This is a genomic window from Gilvibacter sp. (genome assembly GCF_965601605.1).
Lineage (GTDB): Bacteria > Bacteroidota > Bacteroidia > Flavobacteriales > Flavobacteriaceae > Gilvibacter.
Genome location: NZ_CBFCWJ010000024.1, coordinates 1 through 15,467, shown reverse-complemented (window position 1 = coordinate 15,467; position 15,467 = coordinate 1). Strand labels below are relative to the sequence as shown.

Below are 15,467 nucleotides of genomic sequence, written 5' to 3'. Positions count from 1 at the left end.
CTTTTCGAATAAGGGAGCGAAATTAAGGAATTTTGCTCAAAATTCCTTTGGAATCAGGGTTTATCAGGAGTCTTAATGATTTGATGATGTTTGAGCTTGATTAAGACTGAATTTTAATTCTATTACGGTTATCGAGTGATTTGCCTGCGGCAAATCGTATCGAGATAACATCTACATTGTTTTTCTTGAAAATTCAACCAATCGATTGAATTCAGATTGAATAAGTGCGAGCTTCTTTTTTCTGCTCCATCTTTTAATCTTTTTTTCTGTCCAAAATGCCTCTTCTAACGAAGTGAATTGTTGAATGAAAATCAATTTCACTGGCCTTCTTCTTCGGGTATATGCTGAACCTATTCCGTTTTGATGCTGAATAAATCTAGCATTGATATTGTTTGTGCTTCCGACATAAAGAGAACTGTCGGAGCATTTGAGTATGTATAGGAATCCCATGTTTTGAGGTAATATGGGAGTAATACATTAAGTAAGATAACCAAAATGTCATCTCGATACAATTCTCATTGCATTCGAATCACTCGATGACCGGAAGGATTCGAAAAATCACAATATCCTAAAGAACTTGTATTTTCGTCATATGAAAAACGCTAAAGCTGTACTCTTTGACATGGACGGGGTGATCATTGATTCTGAACCTTTGCACCATGAGGCCTATTTTAAAATGTTTGAAAAGGTAGGCATTGAAGTCTCCGACGAACTCTACGAGAGTTTTACGGGCCGCTCCACCAAAGAGATCAGTGATGAATTGGTTGCGCAATTCAATACCGCAGAGTCTGCCGAGGAGCTGACGCGTCTTAAGCGTATGTACTTCTATGAGCTTTTTGACTACAGTCCAAACTTGCAACTAATTGATGGGGTTAGAGATGCCATGATTCGGTTTCATGAGGCAAGATTAAAGCTGGTTGTGGCCTCATCTGCCTCTATGGAAAACATCAAAAGAGTGTTCAATCGGTTTGAGCTGGATCAATATTTTGTTGGGAAGATCTCTGGCGCAGACCTGCCCAAGTCCAAACCACATCCGGAGATCTTTCAAAAAGCGGCGCAAATGGCCGGTCACAAACCAGAGGATTGTTTTGTGATTGAAGACGCCACCAACGGCATAAAGGCCGCAAAAGCTGCAGGCATTTATTGTTATGCTTTTAATTCCACGCATTCTACAGGGCAGGATTACAGGCTTGCGGATAGAGTAATTACTTCTTTTTCTGAAATAGATATTTAAGGGATTTCTTTGGATTAAGAACGTTTAATTTTTTCAAGGACTAGTCCTTGCACCTTTTATCTTTTTTGTTCTGATACTTTTCCCATTGCGGCAAAAGTATCCAAAAGCGCTAGCGACACACTTTCAGCTCTAAAATCTACGCTACCAGCAGACAGAGCTGTTCAGAGTTCGTTCACGGCAAAGCCGTTCACTATTCCGAACAGCTTTATTCCCAAATCCTGCTAGCTTGATTTTAACGAGCCTCAAGTGAAGCCGCGGTGATTGTGTTCTTGCCGCGCGTTTTGTTATCGATGCGGTGGGACGGTTTCAATTTTGTCTGACAGAATGATCTCAAACAATTTAAGCGGGAGCATTTTCGTTATCTTAGACACCAGATATTTACGTTTATGAATCGGATTGTTTTTGCCCTCTGTCTACTGATTTTTGGATCTAGCCTGCAGGCCCAAACCAAAGGGGCGCGTGCAGATTTTGGTTACCTCAGCAACTTGGCTGTGCCTGATTTTAAAGCCAAACAAGCGGCCTTCAAGGTCTATACAGACAGTATGGAAACGGCGCTAGATAGCAATCCGGAGTTCATCGCCCTAAAAGAAAAAAGCAAGCAAATCAACGATTCCGATCAGGACGTGGCAGAAGCCGGTTATAAGGCCGAATTGAAAATGAGTGAGATGAAAGATGCTGTTTCTGCTCAGGTTTCTCAGGCTTACCGCGAGCAATTTGGCGAACTCAATGTCATGGTGCAAACCGTTTATGAGGTTCTTGGACAAAGCGATTATTCCTTTGTTGCGCTCTATGAAGACGGGGAATTACAAGATTATATCTTTAAAGATCGAGCCACTCAAGGAGATTACGGCCAACGCATTTACAAATGCGCTGTGGCGAAAGGAATAGATTCCGGCACCATTGATCTTATGGCGCAAGCCAGCCTTTCTGAAGCTCAGATGGAAATTGCAAATGCCCTTATGGAAGAGTGTAAAAAGGAGCTTTTAGATCCTTTCATTGCCAATGATGCTGACATTACGGCTATGATAGAAGCGGCTTACAAAAAGTAGTGCCTTAGTTCATCTTTCCACCTTTAGCTTCAATGGCCTTTTTGGTTTCTTCTGAGTTGATGTACTTCTGGTAATCTACCATAACGCCTTGTGCCTCTTTCTTGATGCGCGCCCGCAAATTTTCAGGTAAATATTTTAGTACCGAAGGAACTTCATAACAAGCCATCATCATAGTAAAAGTTAACTTCGGATAGATCAAATCCTGCCCTAGCAAATAATCGGCGGTCTTTTGTAATCCTTCCGCCTCAGAGGCTCCTTTGCGGTACTCTTCATACTTGGCAATATAAAGGGCCTCCACACAATCATAATCTCCATTACAAGCCAAGATAGCGGCTCTGTCTGCTTCACTCAAGGGAGTGGCTGCCACCGGACGGTCTTCTGTGGTAGCACCGCCTTCACTGCCGGACTCCCCAGAACCCGTATTACCCTCGCCTTGATAAACCCCTTCAATCCACTGGCCAGCTTGAAAGGTGTCCTTGTCCAATCGAAGCACGCCTTGACCGTGCATTTTATTGTCTTTGAACTCTCCGTAGTAATAGTGGTATTCATCCCACACACGCACGCCATGGCCTTGCAGTTTCCCTTTTCTAAAGATTCCCCAAGAAATTCTACCGCTGCTTTTGATCACTTCTTCCCCCACACCACTGGGTTGACGGTTAATCAATCGGCCAACATAAAAATCTCCATTCCCATACCGATACGCGCCATAGCCATTCATACAGTTGCCACCCACGCAGCCTAAATCCTCCCCATTGGGCTGAATATGCTTAGCAAATTGAGCTTTGTCATTCACAATGCGAAAGTTGTAATAGCGCTGCCCGCCTCTATCAAATCCAAGGCCTACTTTATTGTTATAATCATAGAGGGTGTAGGTATCATCATCGTTATAATAGACCAAAGAAAAGCCGGTGTCCAGACCTTCTGCAAAATCAAAAAGAGAAAAGATCTCAATATCGTTCTTTTCATCAATGATCATGGAGAAACCCGTCCCGACCCCATCTTTATAAAAGCCGTGAAACACACCGCCACCGCGCATGTTGGAGATTCCAAAGCTGTTCAAACAATCACCAGAAACACATTCTCCCAATTGGGCTCTTAGCAGCGCATCACCGGCATCAGCCAAGGCATCTGCCTGTTTGGTTTGCTTTTCTGCATAAGTACCCAGAGGGGTCTGCGGACTTTCCTGAGCAAATAGCGAAGTAGTAAATAAAAGGACGATGAGAAATAAGCGTTTCATTGTTAGTGTCTTAAGGTCACTAAGCTAGGGTTTTTTGAGTTTTATTGGGATTAGGCATATGACGTATTTAAGATACTTTTTCCATTGATGAAAAAGTATCCAAAAAATCTAGTCCCCCCGGAATCGATTTTTTACTGCAACTAGAAACAGTTTTATCAATATTGCCAGAAACCACAAAAACCCGCCTAAATTCTTCCGCAATCTCAGAATTTTTAACGGCGGATTTTGTTATCGATGCGGTGGGACGGGTTCAAATTGGTCAATAGACCTCGAACCAAACAAACCTCATTTTACCGTAGAAGGCGGCGAATTTTAAAGATTGATTTTTACGAGCTTCAAATGGAGCAGCGAGAGAAATATAATCTTAATTATATACTCTGATGCGAACTAAAAGGTTGGTGCTATACCATTCTTGGGCGGAGAGGTAGCGTTTGCCTGGGCTATAGGGCCATGGGTCTCTTACAATGGCATTGACTACTTTTCCGTTGCCGTATTGATCTCTGTCATATTCTAGGGCAGTTAAGACCATGGCGTGGCCTTGTGTTCCTATGATCAAAGGATAATCATTGGCCAGGTCATTGGAAGCCGACATGGGATTGGCGCTGAAGGTTTCTGCGCGTACGGTAAAGGTACGTCCATCTCTATCTGTATAGGTTTTGTTCAAGGCGCCCAAAATATCATAGGCCGTTCCGGGCATATTGTAAATGTCTCCCCAAGTTTGGAACACAATATCTTCTTGGTTGATGTTGTATCCGTAATAATTGAGTACGGCCTCTATGGAGGCTGCCCAACACCATTGACTGGCTTTTTGACGGTCTTTGGCCACCACATTCAATATGGACGAATCTATTCCGGCTATACAGCGCTGAACACCTTGCTGGTTAAATCCCGAGCATTGCAGCCTTACAGCAGTATCAATATTAAGTAAACTGGATTCGGAAGTTCTTTGAGCGGAAGGGATCAATAATAACAGTCCCAATAAAATTAGTTTCATGCCTAATGGTGTTTTATGATATTCAATATTAGGCATTTACATCATTACCCCTTCTACCCATTAGCGGTTAGATTTCATTTACATGGTAATGCACACCTCTCAATTAAACTAAGCTTGAAACTTTATAGACGCTCGCTCGTCTTTAGGGTGTCTAAATAGGTTTCTATGCGCATAAAACGACTTGATCTCCTTGCCGGGGCGGCTTTAACCGCCTCTGCCATTTTCTATATTCTAGGGTTGGTGTTCCCGATCCTATCGTCTAAAACTTCCATACTCGGTTTTGTTTTGGAAGAAGAGAGCATGCGCCTGGTAGGCAGCATTGACTATTTCTGGGAAGAAGGCGATGTCTTTTTGGCCTTGGTGATCTTGATCTTCACTATTGTATTTCCAATAATCAAATACTTAGACCTAAGCGTTCGTTTGGCGGCACCTCAGCTGTTACCTAGAAAGCTGGTAAGCATCCTTAAAGACTTGGACAAATGGTCCATGTTGGATGTATTTTTGGTTGCCCTTTTGATTCTCAATTTTAAGCTAGATACTTCTTTGATCACTATGAATTTGGAGGTAGGGACGAGTTTTATAGCGTTATCAGTAATTCTACGGATGATAAGTAGTCATCTTATCGGAAAAATTGCCTTCCGCTAACGCGAGTGCCTCACTCAAATGTCTACTAGACATTTGGTTTTCTGAGAAAACATCGTTCGGTAATATAGCTGTTTCTGTGATTTTTAGGATGGTGGCGAGTTTTTTTATTGGGAGGATTAAAGCTACTCCTCCAAAACCTTAAACGCTTGAATCGCTTGATTCGGCTCCAAAATATTATACCCCTCCCAAAAAGAAGCATCATAAGCACTCAAATATGTCGGTTCTACCCCAGAACTAGGCCTCGCGTTAGCGTAAGCACCTTCATCAATAGACTCGGCATCAAAAACCACAAACTCATATTTGGTCAAGCTGTTTACGGCTACTAGCATATCCATGGAAAGTTCATTTTGCTTGCGACGACCTTTGACGTTTTTGTTCTTTTCAATCACCTTAAGCGGACGGTCCACCGAGGTGTATTCACCGTCTTCCAGCTCCAAGTATTGCGGGCGGTAGTGACCGTTTTCATCCGAAGTAAAGAGCATCTTGCCACGCAGCACATTACGACGCCATTTGATCCCTAACAAACCAAAACGGTTGGTTGGACGAACGTTGGCAAAGTCCAAACGCATAATGGCATAATCATCGGTATTTACGTAAAGGGTGCCTTCAAAATCCTTTTTCCCTTTAGGCGTAAAGTGCAAGATCCAAACCGGCTCTCCATTGATAAACGTATAGCCGTCAAGCTCCCATCTATAACGGTTAGACTTTTCTAAAAAGTCCAACTCCGTGTCTTCATTGAAAAACAATTGGGTATAAAGCTCATCCAAACGCGCTGTCACCTGAGCAGTGTGGTCGGGTCTTTGGGTGTTTTCAGTCTCCACAGTAACAATAGGATCTGGCTCAGCGCTCTCTGCATTTTTGGCGGAATCTAATTGCACCTTGGTGCCAAAGATCCCTGATTTGATCTTCAAATAAGAGTCACGCTTTACATTCTCTTGGAAAATACGCTCGAGCTTGTCAGACAGGCCATCTAAGGATACATCTTTGTTCTTGTCATATAGCTCTGCAGCCTTGTCAACCGAGACTTTAAAGCCATTGTAGTTGCCATAAAAATCTCCAAGGGTCTCACGGTAGTACCACTCGTTTTGCGCAGCGGCACGCGTGATCTGATTCATCAGTTCTTGATTCAACTCTGGAATACTGCTCTTCTTAACGGTAAACTGCAACTGCTCCATATTCGTGTAGTCACTCTGTCTAAAAAAGAACTTATAGCGGCTTAAAGGCGCTTTGTAGTTTTCAGCCATATTAGCTTTGACACGCTCCAAGATCTCTTCAGAATCCAGATTCTCTGCAGTGATCAAAACCTGTCTCAATTCATTGGTCTTTTGCGGCAGCTGAATCTGCGCTGGCGCGTTGGCATCAATCCACAATCCCATCTTCTCATACCCCATGGAAGAGATATAAATACTGTCTTGCAACTTAGCCACCTGAGACTCAGAAAGCGCAAAGACACCTTCATCATTGGTAATAGTTCCGCTGTGTTCTCCTGTCTGAACGGTGGCAAAAGGAACAGGTTCCCCAGTTTTAGCGTCCACAACGGTGGCTTGATATCCTTGAGCGTTAGCAATGGCGGAGGCCAATAGGGCTCCTGCGGCAAGTAAAATTGAAAAGATTTGTTTCATGATGGTTTTGTTTGCATCCGGATATAAGACGTAATTTTTGATCAAATAGTTGCCTCGGATGTTTTATTGAGACGATAAAGCGGTTTTTTTGTTACTTCAATTCAAGTAGATATACGCTGTTGGTTTCTTTTATTTTTATTTTACTTTCTGATTCAATAAATGCAGTGCTACCCATGGCAACCAAGGTTTGTTCGGGTTCACTCGGAGCCGCATTTTTTGGAGCTATAAAAAATAGAGAATGAAAGCAATCAAATCAATACTGAAAAAAGCGCCTGAAGCCGCTTTTTTAATAGGAAACGGTCCGAACCTGGCAGCAGGCATTATGCCCTCTTGGAAGCAGTTGCTCATTGATGCTGGAGACAAGCGCATTGCCTTTCCGGTGGATGAACTTTCCAATACCGAGGTTTACGATCTGATCCAACTCTATGCGAAGCCGCGCACCAATGTGAAAAAACGCGTGGTGAAAAGTCTTCAATTAAAGCCTGGAGCGGATTTGAGCGTTCATAAACGCTTGATGGAACTCGCCCAAGAACACGAGGCTCCTGTCCTTACCACCAATTTTGATGCGGGTTTTGAAACCTCCATTGGCGCTAAGATCCATCATATCGAATCCAAAGGATTTACCCGTTTTTACCCCTGGAAGTCTTATTACAGCCTTGAGGAATTGACAAAGCCCTGTGGAGGATTTGGTATTTGGAAGGTGCATGGAGATGTGCGTTATTTTGATTCGATCCGATTGGGACTCACCGATTATATGGGCGCTGCAGAGCGCGCCCGCCAGCTTATCACCACAGGAGCAGGACGCTTGGACAACACCCACAGAAAAGGCGAATGGCAAGGGCATATGACTTGGTTGGACATCTGGTTCAACAAACCTGTAATCATCTTTGGCTTGGGTTATGGAAGTGATGAAGTCTTTTTACGTTGGTTGCTCATTGAGCGTCGCCGTTATTTCAATAAACTCGGCAAACCCATGAACGTTTGGTATGTCAACAAAGACAAACCCGAACCCGCAGTCAATAATCTTATGGACAACTTAGGAGTTACTGTGGTAGAGGTCGCTGACTTTAGCGATATCTACGGTTGAGCATTGGAAGAGTTTTAAGCCTTGGCCTTATACTTACTGTCATAACTGTAGAATTCCGGAAGCTGGTCTAGCACGATTTCTTCATTTTCAGAAATCGTGTATTTACCAGTAGAAAGACTATAAGACAAGGTACGCGAGCCTGCTACAAGGGTTGAAACAGATTCGCCACCCATTGTTTTGTCTACGGTATATTCTGAGGTGATATCCGCATAATTTTCTTGAATGAATCTGGAAAGATCATCTTCATAAATGGAATAGATAGCCACCTTACCTTGCGTGTCATATAGGTGATATCGAACAAAGGTTCCATCCTTTTTATAAAGGTCTAGCCTAATCTTTTCCATAGGAATGGTAAGCTCCTTTTTTATTCGGAGGACATCATTTTTTATCACCAATCTGGTGTTGTGCAGTTTGGCTTTTTTCTGAAAAACTCCGGCCACAGTCACTCCAGCAACAATAACGAACATGATGATCTCAAAGGCGTGATCGCCCAAATCTTCAATATCATCTAAAAGGGTAAGAAAGAAAATAAAAGCCGCAAAGCCAACAAAAATGGCACAGCCACTAAAGAAATCAATGGAGTTGTAATGCTTCTTGGGGCCTTTGTAAAAGAATTGCAAACGGGGAAGTATTAATTATCGACTTGAAGATAACTAATAATTAGACAGCATTAAATTCTTGCACCGCATCGATATCAAAACACGCCTCTTAACCCGCCGCCTTCTCAGGTAAAGCGAGGTTTGTTGAGACTGTAATTTTAGACGTCATTAAAAAACGTCCCACCGCATCGATAACAAAACACGCCGTTAAGAATTCTGAGATTTCGGAAGAATTCAGGCGAGTTTTGTGGTTTCCAGCCTAATTATAAGCTCAGCAAGCATCTTTAAGGAAAAATCGATTCCGGTGGGACTAGATTTTTTGGATACTTTTTCATCGATGGAAAAAGTAACATAAAAAAAGAGTATGGTTATAAGACCATTTGTGAAGCTAGACCAAGATGTTATCTCGATACAATTTCCACTACGTGAAAATCACTCGATGTCCAGAGAAGTGAATGTCAATGACACCTCGATACATTTCTCGCCCTGCGAGAAACACTCGGTGTCCGTAAACTAAAATGAATACTTAACAGCCATAATCAAATTCCTTCCTGGAGCAGCAATTCCAGAAGAATAAGGACGATATCTCTGATCGGTGATATTCTCCAAATTCGCCGTAAACAGGATTGCTTCACTAAGCTGATATTGTGCCCCAAAGTTTAGGGTTACCCAATCTGGAGCGAAGGGGTTGCCGTTTTCATCCAAAGCATAAAGGAAAGCATTGTTCTGCTGACTCGGAGCGAGGTCCGTAAAGTCAAACTGACCGTTGTATTCCACAAAAGCGTCTAAGGTTAATTTCTTGCCGCGGTAGGTCAAACGGGTATTTCCAAAAGGAGGCGCAGCGTGGCGTATGGGCGCTTCTGAGCCGTCATCTTCCTCGGTATAGCCATCAGTAATGCTGTATTGAGATCTCAAGCGGAGGTAGTCCGTAAAGTTGATGTTCAAACCGGCTTCAAAACCGTAAACGCGGGCTTCTCCAGCATTTTGAATGGCTTGTACATTACTCGGCTCGCCTTGATAATCAATAACCGTCTGGCCATCTAAACTAAAGTCTCGGCGTACCAAGGCATCGTCTAAGTGGGTGTAAAAAGTAGTGGCGTCAATTTGAACCACATTCTCAAAGTTCAAAGTCACACCCAATTCACCACTGTAGGCATATTCGGGTTCCAAATCTGGATTCGGCACAACCACAGAACCAGGTTCTGAATCAAAGACCTTACCTACATCGTCGATGTTTGGCGCTCTAAAGGCCGTGGAGAAGTTCAACTTCCAGCCAATGGTTGGGTTCGGATTCCAAGCCAATCCAGCTGAGCCCGTAAAGGCTCCTGTATTGATCTCCGCTTGGTCAAAAGGCAAGTCAAAGAAGGTATTGTCAAAATCCGCATCTAAAAGCACATGGCTATAACGCAATCCGCCTTGAAAATTCAGTTGCGAACTGAGCTTCCACTGCAAACTGGTGTAAGCCGCGATAGATTGCCAAGTGGATCCGTCCGGATATCTTGCCGCTGTTGCAGCGCTACTGCCATCTAAAATATTGACTTGTTGCCCGCGTGAAAAAACCTTGTTATACACGTATTCTGCTCCGTAAAACAGACTGGCCGTACCGATCTGCTTGTTAAAGTTCAAGTTGGTATTGATGGCGGCTACACGCTCAAAGTTTTCAAAGAGAATGTCTGAACCAAAGTCGCGATCGTGGCGGCTTTCTTTAAACTGCTGAAAGCTTCCAATCCATTTGGCCTCATCAAAAATGCCGTTTTCTGCCTTGTGCTGTACCTGCAGTTTGGTGGCTAACCATTCTTGAGGCCCATAGAACCATTCGGCAGAGCGCAGTTGCCCCTCTCTTCTGCGGATGAGTCTGTCGTAGCGCGGTACATCTCCAGTCGACGTGTAGAATAGACCAAGATCAAAATCCCAACGCGCACTCGGGTTGTAACGCACCTTTTGCATCAGGTTAAATTGGCTGTAGCCTGTTCCTACTTGCACCTCTGGATCATCATTGGTAGCGATCACATCGGCTCCGCCTACACGCTCCACAAAATCAGGGCGCAGATAGTCATCCGGGCCACGAGAACCCATTCTCAAATCGTCAAAATCACTGAAGGTAACCGAGGTTAAAAAGGCCCATTCCTTCATGCCAATATTAAAGTCGACATGACCGGTCTTTTCATTATTGGCCGTAGAATAACGCGTAAAAGCATTCCCAGACAGCGACATCCCATCAACAAAAGAAAAACCGGGTCTTTGAGTAAAAAAGTTCATTACTCCACCTACAGCATCAGAACCGTAAACCACAGAACCGGGACCGAGAATAACCTCCGTGCGTTCCACCGTAAAGGGATCAATGGAGATCACATTTTGTACGTTCCCTGAGCGGAAAATCGCATTGTTAAAGCGGATTCCATCCACAGCAATTAAAACTCTATTGGTAGAAAATCCACGGATCATAGGGCTTCCACCACCTAATTGACTCTTCTGCACATAGACCTGACCACTGGTTTCTAAAAGGTCTGCGGAGGTCTGCGGATTGAACATACTCACATCTCGCTGAGAAACGGTCAATACCTTTTGGGCAATGTCTTTTTTGTCTTGAACAAACTTGGTCACTGAGAGCACTACCTCATCCAACTGATCTGAATCTTGGGTAAGCACCACGCGATTGTTCTCTTGAATGATGCGTGACTTTCTAAGCTGACGCGTACTGTGCGAAATATGCTGAAAAATAATAGGCTCGTTTTGCGGGAACTCATCCAGATTGGCCTTTCCGTCCAGATCTGTAATGGTCGCAAAATCTTTGCTGAAGGTATAGATGGCCACCCCAGAAACAGGGCTTTGGTCAGCATCGCTAACCACCTGAATTGTCTGGGCGTTGCACAGCGTTAATCCCCCCAAAAATAAGAGCGCAAACAGGGTATTTCGCATGAAACTAAAACAGTTGATTCAACACCGTCAAAGACTGGGGTGCTTTATAATTTTGCAAATGTAGCTGATAATACCTCAATAGCAAATTTAACACCTCCAATCGGCCTGATTTTGGCACTTTGACGCTCGTAGATGCATCAAAATCTATACCGAAAAACTGCTTAAAATGACTCACTACCTCATCGCAATTACACATGGGATCAATGACCGGCTCAGTAAATCGGCCTTCAAGTAAATGGAAACAAGGCAGTTCCGCGGCCTGATCGTCTGGATAAAAGCCCAAAAAACGACTCAGTTGCAACAGAAAAACAATGTGAAAACTGGCGTAGCTCTTGGCCTCATCTAGCCACACAAAAGACTCGGCTAAATAATCAAAGAGCGGTTTATTGGGTTCTTCTTCTTGAATGGAATGCTGCAGCATCTCTGCCAAGAACATCACTAAGGTCTGTTTTATGATATCCGTATGCAGCTCTTGATAAGGCACTAACAGCCGCGCCTCTTTGATGTATTCTAAGTTCCGATTGTCTTTGTGATTGGCCTCGATCTCTAACAGACTCAAGGGTAAAAAGAGCGCCTTTTTAAGCTTGCCTTTCTTGCTTTTGAGTACTCCGCGAAGCAAATAGGACTTTAAGCCTGCTTGTCGGGTATAGCACTTTACGATCAGATCGGCCTCGCCGTATTTTAAAGAAGAAATAACCAGTGCAGGCGTAGTGACGTGCATTAGCGAACAATCATGATTTTAGAAACCTTGGTCTCCAAAGCGTCTTCTGTAGTCGCCATGATAAAATACACTCCAGAGCGCACGCGATACTTTCCAAAGGCAGTGGTATCCCATTGAACACTTCCACCCTCTGAGGTCTGCTCAAAAACCAAGTTACCTTCCAAGTCAGTGATCTTAACGTTGGCACCCTCTGTAAGACCGTCGATAGTTACAGGGCCACTATATTCTGGACGGACTGGATTTGGGAAGGCATAAAGCCCTTGAAGATCATCTCTGGGATCTGTAGCGCGACCGTTAAAAGCAACCAAACCGTTGGTAGTTGCAAAATAGACCCGTCCGCTGAGGCCGTCAATGGCAATGTCTTGTACGTTGTTTGAAGGTAAGGGCGAATTGTCTTTGGTAAATCTAAGCAAAGTCTCTTGGCCGTTGGCTGAGAAATAAAACACTCCCGATGTTGCTGTGGCGACCCATTTGTTGTTGGAACCGTCTACTTCAATATCGGTTATGGGCTGCTCAAAAAGTAATTCCTGAGGGACTCCATTTTCTAAAATAATGATCTGGTTGGAGTCAATATTGCTGCCTTCTTCAAAGATGCCTCCCACATTGAAGAAAACCCGTAAACCTTGTGTAGTTCCTATCCAAAGGCGGTTGCTGTTGTCAAAGGCCAAGGCGCGAACATCATTAAAAGGCAGGTTTCCGCTACCAATTCCTTCAGAGATCTTTCTAAATTCTCCGGAATTTGGACTGTAGGCGATCACCCCATTCTGCGCGCTTCCAAAATAAATAAAGCCTTCTCGGCTGACTTTAAGCTCTGTCAAGGCCAAATCGCCATCAGGAATAACGGAGGTCACATCTACAGAAGAGATTCCCCCGCCAGGGGTAATTCGTTTTAAACCGTCATCCACCAATGATTGTACAAACCACAAATTCCCTTCTCGGTCAAAATCGGCTCCATAAATACGAATGTCTGTGATCTCCGTGGATATAGTTTCCAGAGGACTGTTGCTGTCGTCATACAAAATTGTTGGCGTACCTTCTCGCAACTCCAACAATCCTGAATTGAAAGAGCTGAAATACACCTGTGAGGTATCTGCAGGATTGATGGTCACATTGACAATATCATTGGCTTGAAAGATATCTTCATAACTGTAATTGCGCCAAGAATCGTTGAACAGACGACTCATTCCAAAGCGGCTCAAAGGAAAAGGGTTAAAAGACACCGTCACGTCACCAAAAGAAGCATAAAGCTGATTCGGCGCGGCATCAATGGCAAAAACACGGTTTCTCAAAGGACCATCTGGTAAAACCTGCGTGGGTAAATTGGATCCAAAAGGCACTTCTAGAATTCCAAATTCACGAGTCCCCATATAGATATTGCCGTTTTTGGCAGAGCCTGCATTGAGGCGGTAATCAAATCCAGGCAGGCCCGTTACAAAAGCAACCTTTTCAAAGTCCGTATTGTATACATGTACTTGATTAAGCGTTGTTGCGATTAAGTACTCATCGGTAGCCCTAAAGTCAATAATTCCCTCATCGAGAGTTTCCAACAACGTAAAGCCTCCACCTTCATTCTGACGGGTGATCTGTCCGGCAAATCGAGATATGAATAAGGTGCCGTTAAAATTCACAACCCCACGCTGTGCAGTAAAGACAGTATCCCACAAGTTAAAGTCAATAAGATCAGGACTGGATTGGTCAGCTCGCTTTAAACCTTCTGCTGGAGCAATCGCGTATATGAAACCATCAACAACGGTGGATTGAATAACTCGCAGTCGCGTTCCTCCAGCTCCAATGAAAAAGGTGTCTCCAAATTCAAGGGCGCTCAGATCGTATTCAGAAATGCCGTAGTCCGTACTGATGTAGAGAATGTCTTCAAACTCATAAAAATGGTTGATACGCTTCTCATCTGGCGGGACGGCCAATTCGTCCAAAATATCTACTACGGTGACCACTTCGCCATCCTCCAAAACCACCTCCAAAAGTCCATTGGCGTAACCAATGATGGTGAGGTTATTAGTTTCACTATAGTAAATGGTAGAAATCTCTTCTCCAGAAAGACCTTGAATGGAAGAGGTAGTAGTGATCTCTCTTGTGGTAAGATCGAGCTCAAAATAGGCGTTCTCTGCAGCAACGATCAGCTCATCGGGGCCTTCTGAAATGTCTACGGTAGTATTGTATGAGAAGTAACCCGTCCAACTGTCTTCAAAATTCTGAGCAGTTGCCGTGAGTCCTATCAGCAGGAAAACAAAAAATAATGCAGAGCGCATGCCGGAAGCTTTTCTTCTAAATAACACGCTAAAATAGCTTTTATTGCCAGAACTGGCTTGGGGTACTGTCTAATTGACAAAAAAAACCGCCGAAACTTGCGCTTCGACGGTTTTACTATCTCAAAAAAGGAGAATTTATACCACGCCTTGTGCGAGCATAGCATCTGCTACTTTCACAAAACCGGCTACATTGGCTCCTTTTACATAATCTACATAACCGTCACCGTCTTTTCCGTACTTCACACAAGCATCGTGAATATCATTCATGATCTTGTGAAGGCGCTGGTCAACTTCTTCAGCCGTCCAGTTCATACGCAAAGAGTTCTGTGACATTTCCAAACCAGAAGTGGCTACACCTCCAGCGTTAGAGGCCTTTCCAGGAGAGAAAAGGATCTTCGCTTTGTGGAATACTTCAATGGCTTCTGGAGTACAAGGCATGTTTGCACCTTCTCCAACACAGAATACGCCGTTGTCCACTAAGGTTTTAGCCTCATCTCCGTTCAATTCGTTTTGAGTTGCACAAGGAAGTGCAATATCTCCAGCAATTCCCCAAGGACGCTCACCTTCAAAGAACTTAGCCGACGGATACTCGTTCACGTATTCTTTAATACGCCCGCGCTTGTTGTTCTTAAGGTCCATGATGAAAGCTAATTTATCGCTGTCAATTCCATCTGGATCGTGAATGAATCCGCCAGAATCACTCATGGTTACTACGTTTCCGCCAAGCTCAGTCGCTTTTTCACAAGCAAACTGTGCTACGTTACCCGAACCAGAGATCAAAACTGTTTTTCCTTGGAAGCTCTCGCCGCGCGTCCCCAACATGTTCTGCGCAAAGTATACGTTACCGTAACCTGTAGCTTCTGGACGGATCAAAGATCCACCGTAAGCCAAACCTTTACCAGTCAATACTCCAGTAAACTCGTTGCGTAGACGCTTGTACTGACCAAACATATATCCGATCTCACGACCACCCACTCCGATATCACCGGCAGGTACGTCAGTATTAGGACCAATGTGGCGTGCTAATTCTGTCATAAAGCTTTGGCAAAAGCGCATTACTTCTGCATCTGACTTTCCTTTAGGGTTGAAGTTA

At 43.8% G+C, this 15,467-nt stretch carries 13 protein-coding genes; 4 read left to right on the top strand and 9 right to left on the bottom strand.

Annotated features, from left to right (window positions below; translation table 11 throughout):
* Positions 1-171: 171 nt before the first annotated feature.
* Positions 172-450, bottom strand: a complete 279-nt coding sequence (locus ACSLP7_RS06125) for a GIY-YIG nuclease family protein (RefSeq protein ID WP_291187947.1) — start codon at positions 448-450, stop codon at positions 172-174.
* Positions 451-592: 142 nt separating this feature from the next.
* Here ACSLP7_RS06125 and ACSLP7_RS06120 point away from each other — a divergent pair, with 142 nt between their 5' ends.
* Positions 593-1,234 carry an HAD family hydrolase gene (locus ACSLP7_RS06120; RefSeq protein ID WP_435578488.1) on the top strand — a complete coding sequence of 214 codons (642 nt, stop codon included), beginning with the start codon at positions 593-595 and terminating at the stop codon, positions 1,232-1,234.
* Between the two features lie 386 nt (positions 1,235-1,620).
* Entirely contained in the window at positions 1,621-2,283 is a 663-nt protein-coding gene (locus ACSLP7_RS06115) for a hypothetical protein (RefSeq protein ID WP_435578487.1), read from the top strand.
* 4 nt (positions 2,284-2,287) lie between these two features.
* On the opposite strand, the gene ACSLP7_RS06110 is transcribed toward ACSLP7_RS06115, so the two are convergent.
* Complete coding sequence (locus ACSLP7_RS06110; protein WP_435578486.1) at positions 2,288-3,520, bottom strand: hypothetical protein; 1,233 nt, start codon at positions 3,518-3,520, stop codon at positions 2,288-2,290.
* Between the two features lie 364 nt (positions 3,521-3,884).
* Complete coding sequence (locus tag ACSLP7_RS06105; RefSeq protein WP_435578485.1) at positions 3,885-4,514, bottom strand: C39 family peptidase; 630 nt, start codon at positions 4,512-4,514, stop codon at positions 3,885-3,887.
* Between the two features lie 165 nt (positions 4,515-4,679).
* Here ACSLP7_RS06105 and ACSLP7_RS06100 point away from each other — a divergent pair, with 165 nt between their 5' ends.
* Entirely contained in the window at positions 4,680-5,159 is a 480-nt protein-coding gene (locus tag ACSLP7_RS06100) for a paraquat-inducible protein A (protein WP_435578484.1), read from the top strand.
* Positions 5,160-5,281: 122 nt separating this feature from the next.
* Here ACSLP7_RS06100 and ACSLP7_RS06095 read toward each other — a convergent pair whose 3' ends face one another.
* Entirely contained in the window at positions 5,282-6,781 is a 1,500-nt protein-coding gene (locus ACSLP7_RS06095; RefSeq protein WP_435578483.1) for a carboxypeptidase-like regulatory domain-containing protein, read from the bottom strand.
* A gap of 238 nt (positions 6,782-7,019) precedes the next feature.
* Here ACSLP7_RS06095 and ACSLP7_RS06090 point away from each other — a divergent pair, with 238 nt between their 5' ends.
* Positions 7,020-7,868 (top strand): hypothetical protein, encoded by an 849-nt coding sequence (locus ACSLP7_RS06090; protein WP_435578482.1) that lies wholly within the window; start codon positions 7,020-7,022, stop codon positions 7,866-7,868.
* Positions 7,869-7,882: 14 nt separating this feature from the next.
* Here the strand turns inward: ACSLP7_RS06090 and ACSLP7_RS06085 are convergent, their stop codons facing one another.
* From ACSLP7_RS06085 to ACSLP7_RS06065, 5 genes are all read right to left on the bottom strand, one after another.
* Positions 7,883-8,488, bottom strand: a complete 606-nt coding sequence (locus tag ACSLP7_RS06085) for a hypothetical protein (protein ID WP_435578481.1) — start codon at positions 8,486-8,488, stop codon at positions 7,883-7,885.
* A 492-nt stretch (positions 8,489-8,980) separates the two neighbouring features.
* Entirely contained in the window at positions 8,981-11,386 is a 2,406-nt protein-coding gene (locus ACSLP7_RS06080; RefSeq protein WP_435578480.1) for a TonB-dependent receptor, read from the bottom strand.
* A 4-nt stretch (positions 11,387-11,390) separates the two neighbouring features.
* Positions 11,391-12,107: a DNA repair protein RecO gene (gene recO / locus ACSLP7_RS06075; protein ID WP_435578479.1), complete on the bottom strand. Its 717-nt coding sequence runs from the start codon at positions 12,105-12,107 to the stop codon at positions 11,391-11,393.
* Complete coding sequence (locus ACSLP7_RS06070; RefSeq protein ID WP_435578478.1) at positions 12,107-14,374, bottom strand: two-component regulator propeller domain-containing protein; 2,268 nt, start codon at positions 14,372-14,374, stop codon at positions 12,107-12,109. Before ACSLP7_RS06070 ends, recO begins: the two co-directional genes overlap by 1 nt.
* A 135-nt stretch (positions 14,375-14,509) precedes the next feature.
* Positions 14,510-15,467, bottom strand: a 958-nt coding sequence (locus ACSLP7_RS06065) for a Glu/Leu/Phe/Val dehydrogenase dimerization domain-containing protein (protein ID WP_435578477.1), incomplete at its 5' end; no start/stop codon positions are given.

What these genes read in the sequence shown, in the direction of transcription:
- ACSLP7_RS06125 (WP_291187947.1), bottom strand. Translation starts at nt 450, where the DNA reads ATGGGATTCCTATACATACTCAAATGCTCCGACAGTTCTCTTTATGTC.
- ACSLP7_RS06120 (WP_435578488.1), top strand. Translation starts at nt 593, where the DNA reads ATGAAAAACGCTAAAGCTGTACTCTTTGACATGGACGGGGTGATCATT.
- ACSLP7_RS06115 (WP_435578487.1), top strand. Translation starts at nt 1,621, where the DNA reads ATGAATCGGATTGTTTTTGCCCTCTGTCTACTGATTTTTGGATCTAGC.
- ACSLP7_RS06110 (WP_435578486.1), bottom strand. Translation starts at nt 3,520, where the DNA reads ATGAAACGCTTATTTCTCATCGTCCTTTTATTTACTACTTCGCTATTT.
- ACSLP7_RS06105 (WP_435578485.1), bottom strand. Translation starts at nt 4,514, where the DNA reads ATGAAACTAATTTTATTGGGACTGTTATTATTGATCCCTTCCGCTCAA.
- ACSLP7_RS06100 (WP_435578484.1), top strand. Translation starts at nt 4,680, where the DNA reads ATGCGCATAAAACGACTTGATCTCCTTGCCGGGGCGGCTTTAACCGCC.
- ACSLP7_RS06095 (WP_435578483.1), bottom strand. Translation starts at nt 6,781, where the DNA reads ATGAAACAAATCTTTTCAATTTTACTTGCCGCAGGAGCCCTATTGGCC.
- ACSLP7_RS06090 (WP_435578482.1), top strand. Translation starts at nt 7,020, where the DNA reads ATGAAAGCAATCAAATCAATACTGAAAAAAGCGCCTGAAGCCGCTTTT.
- ACSLP7_RS06080 (WP_435578480.1), bottom strand. Translation starts at nt 11,386, where the DNA reads ATGCGAAATACCCTGTTTGCGCTCTTATTTTTGGGGGGATTAACGCTG.
- recO (WP_435578479.1), bottom strand. Translation starts at nt 12,107, where the DNA reads ATGCACGTCACTACGCCTGCACTGGTTATTTCTTCTTTAAAATACGGC.
- ACSLP7_RS06070 (WP_435578478.1), bottom strand. Translation starts at nt 14,374, where the DNA reads ATGCGCTCTGCATTATTTTTTGTTTTCCTGCTGATAGGACTCACGGCA.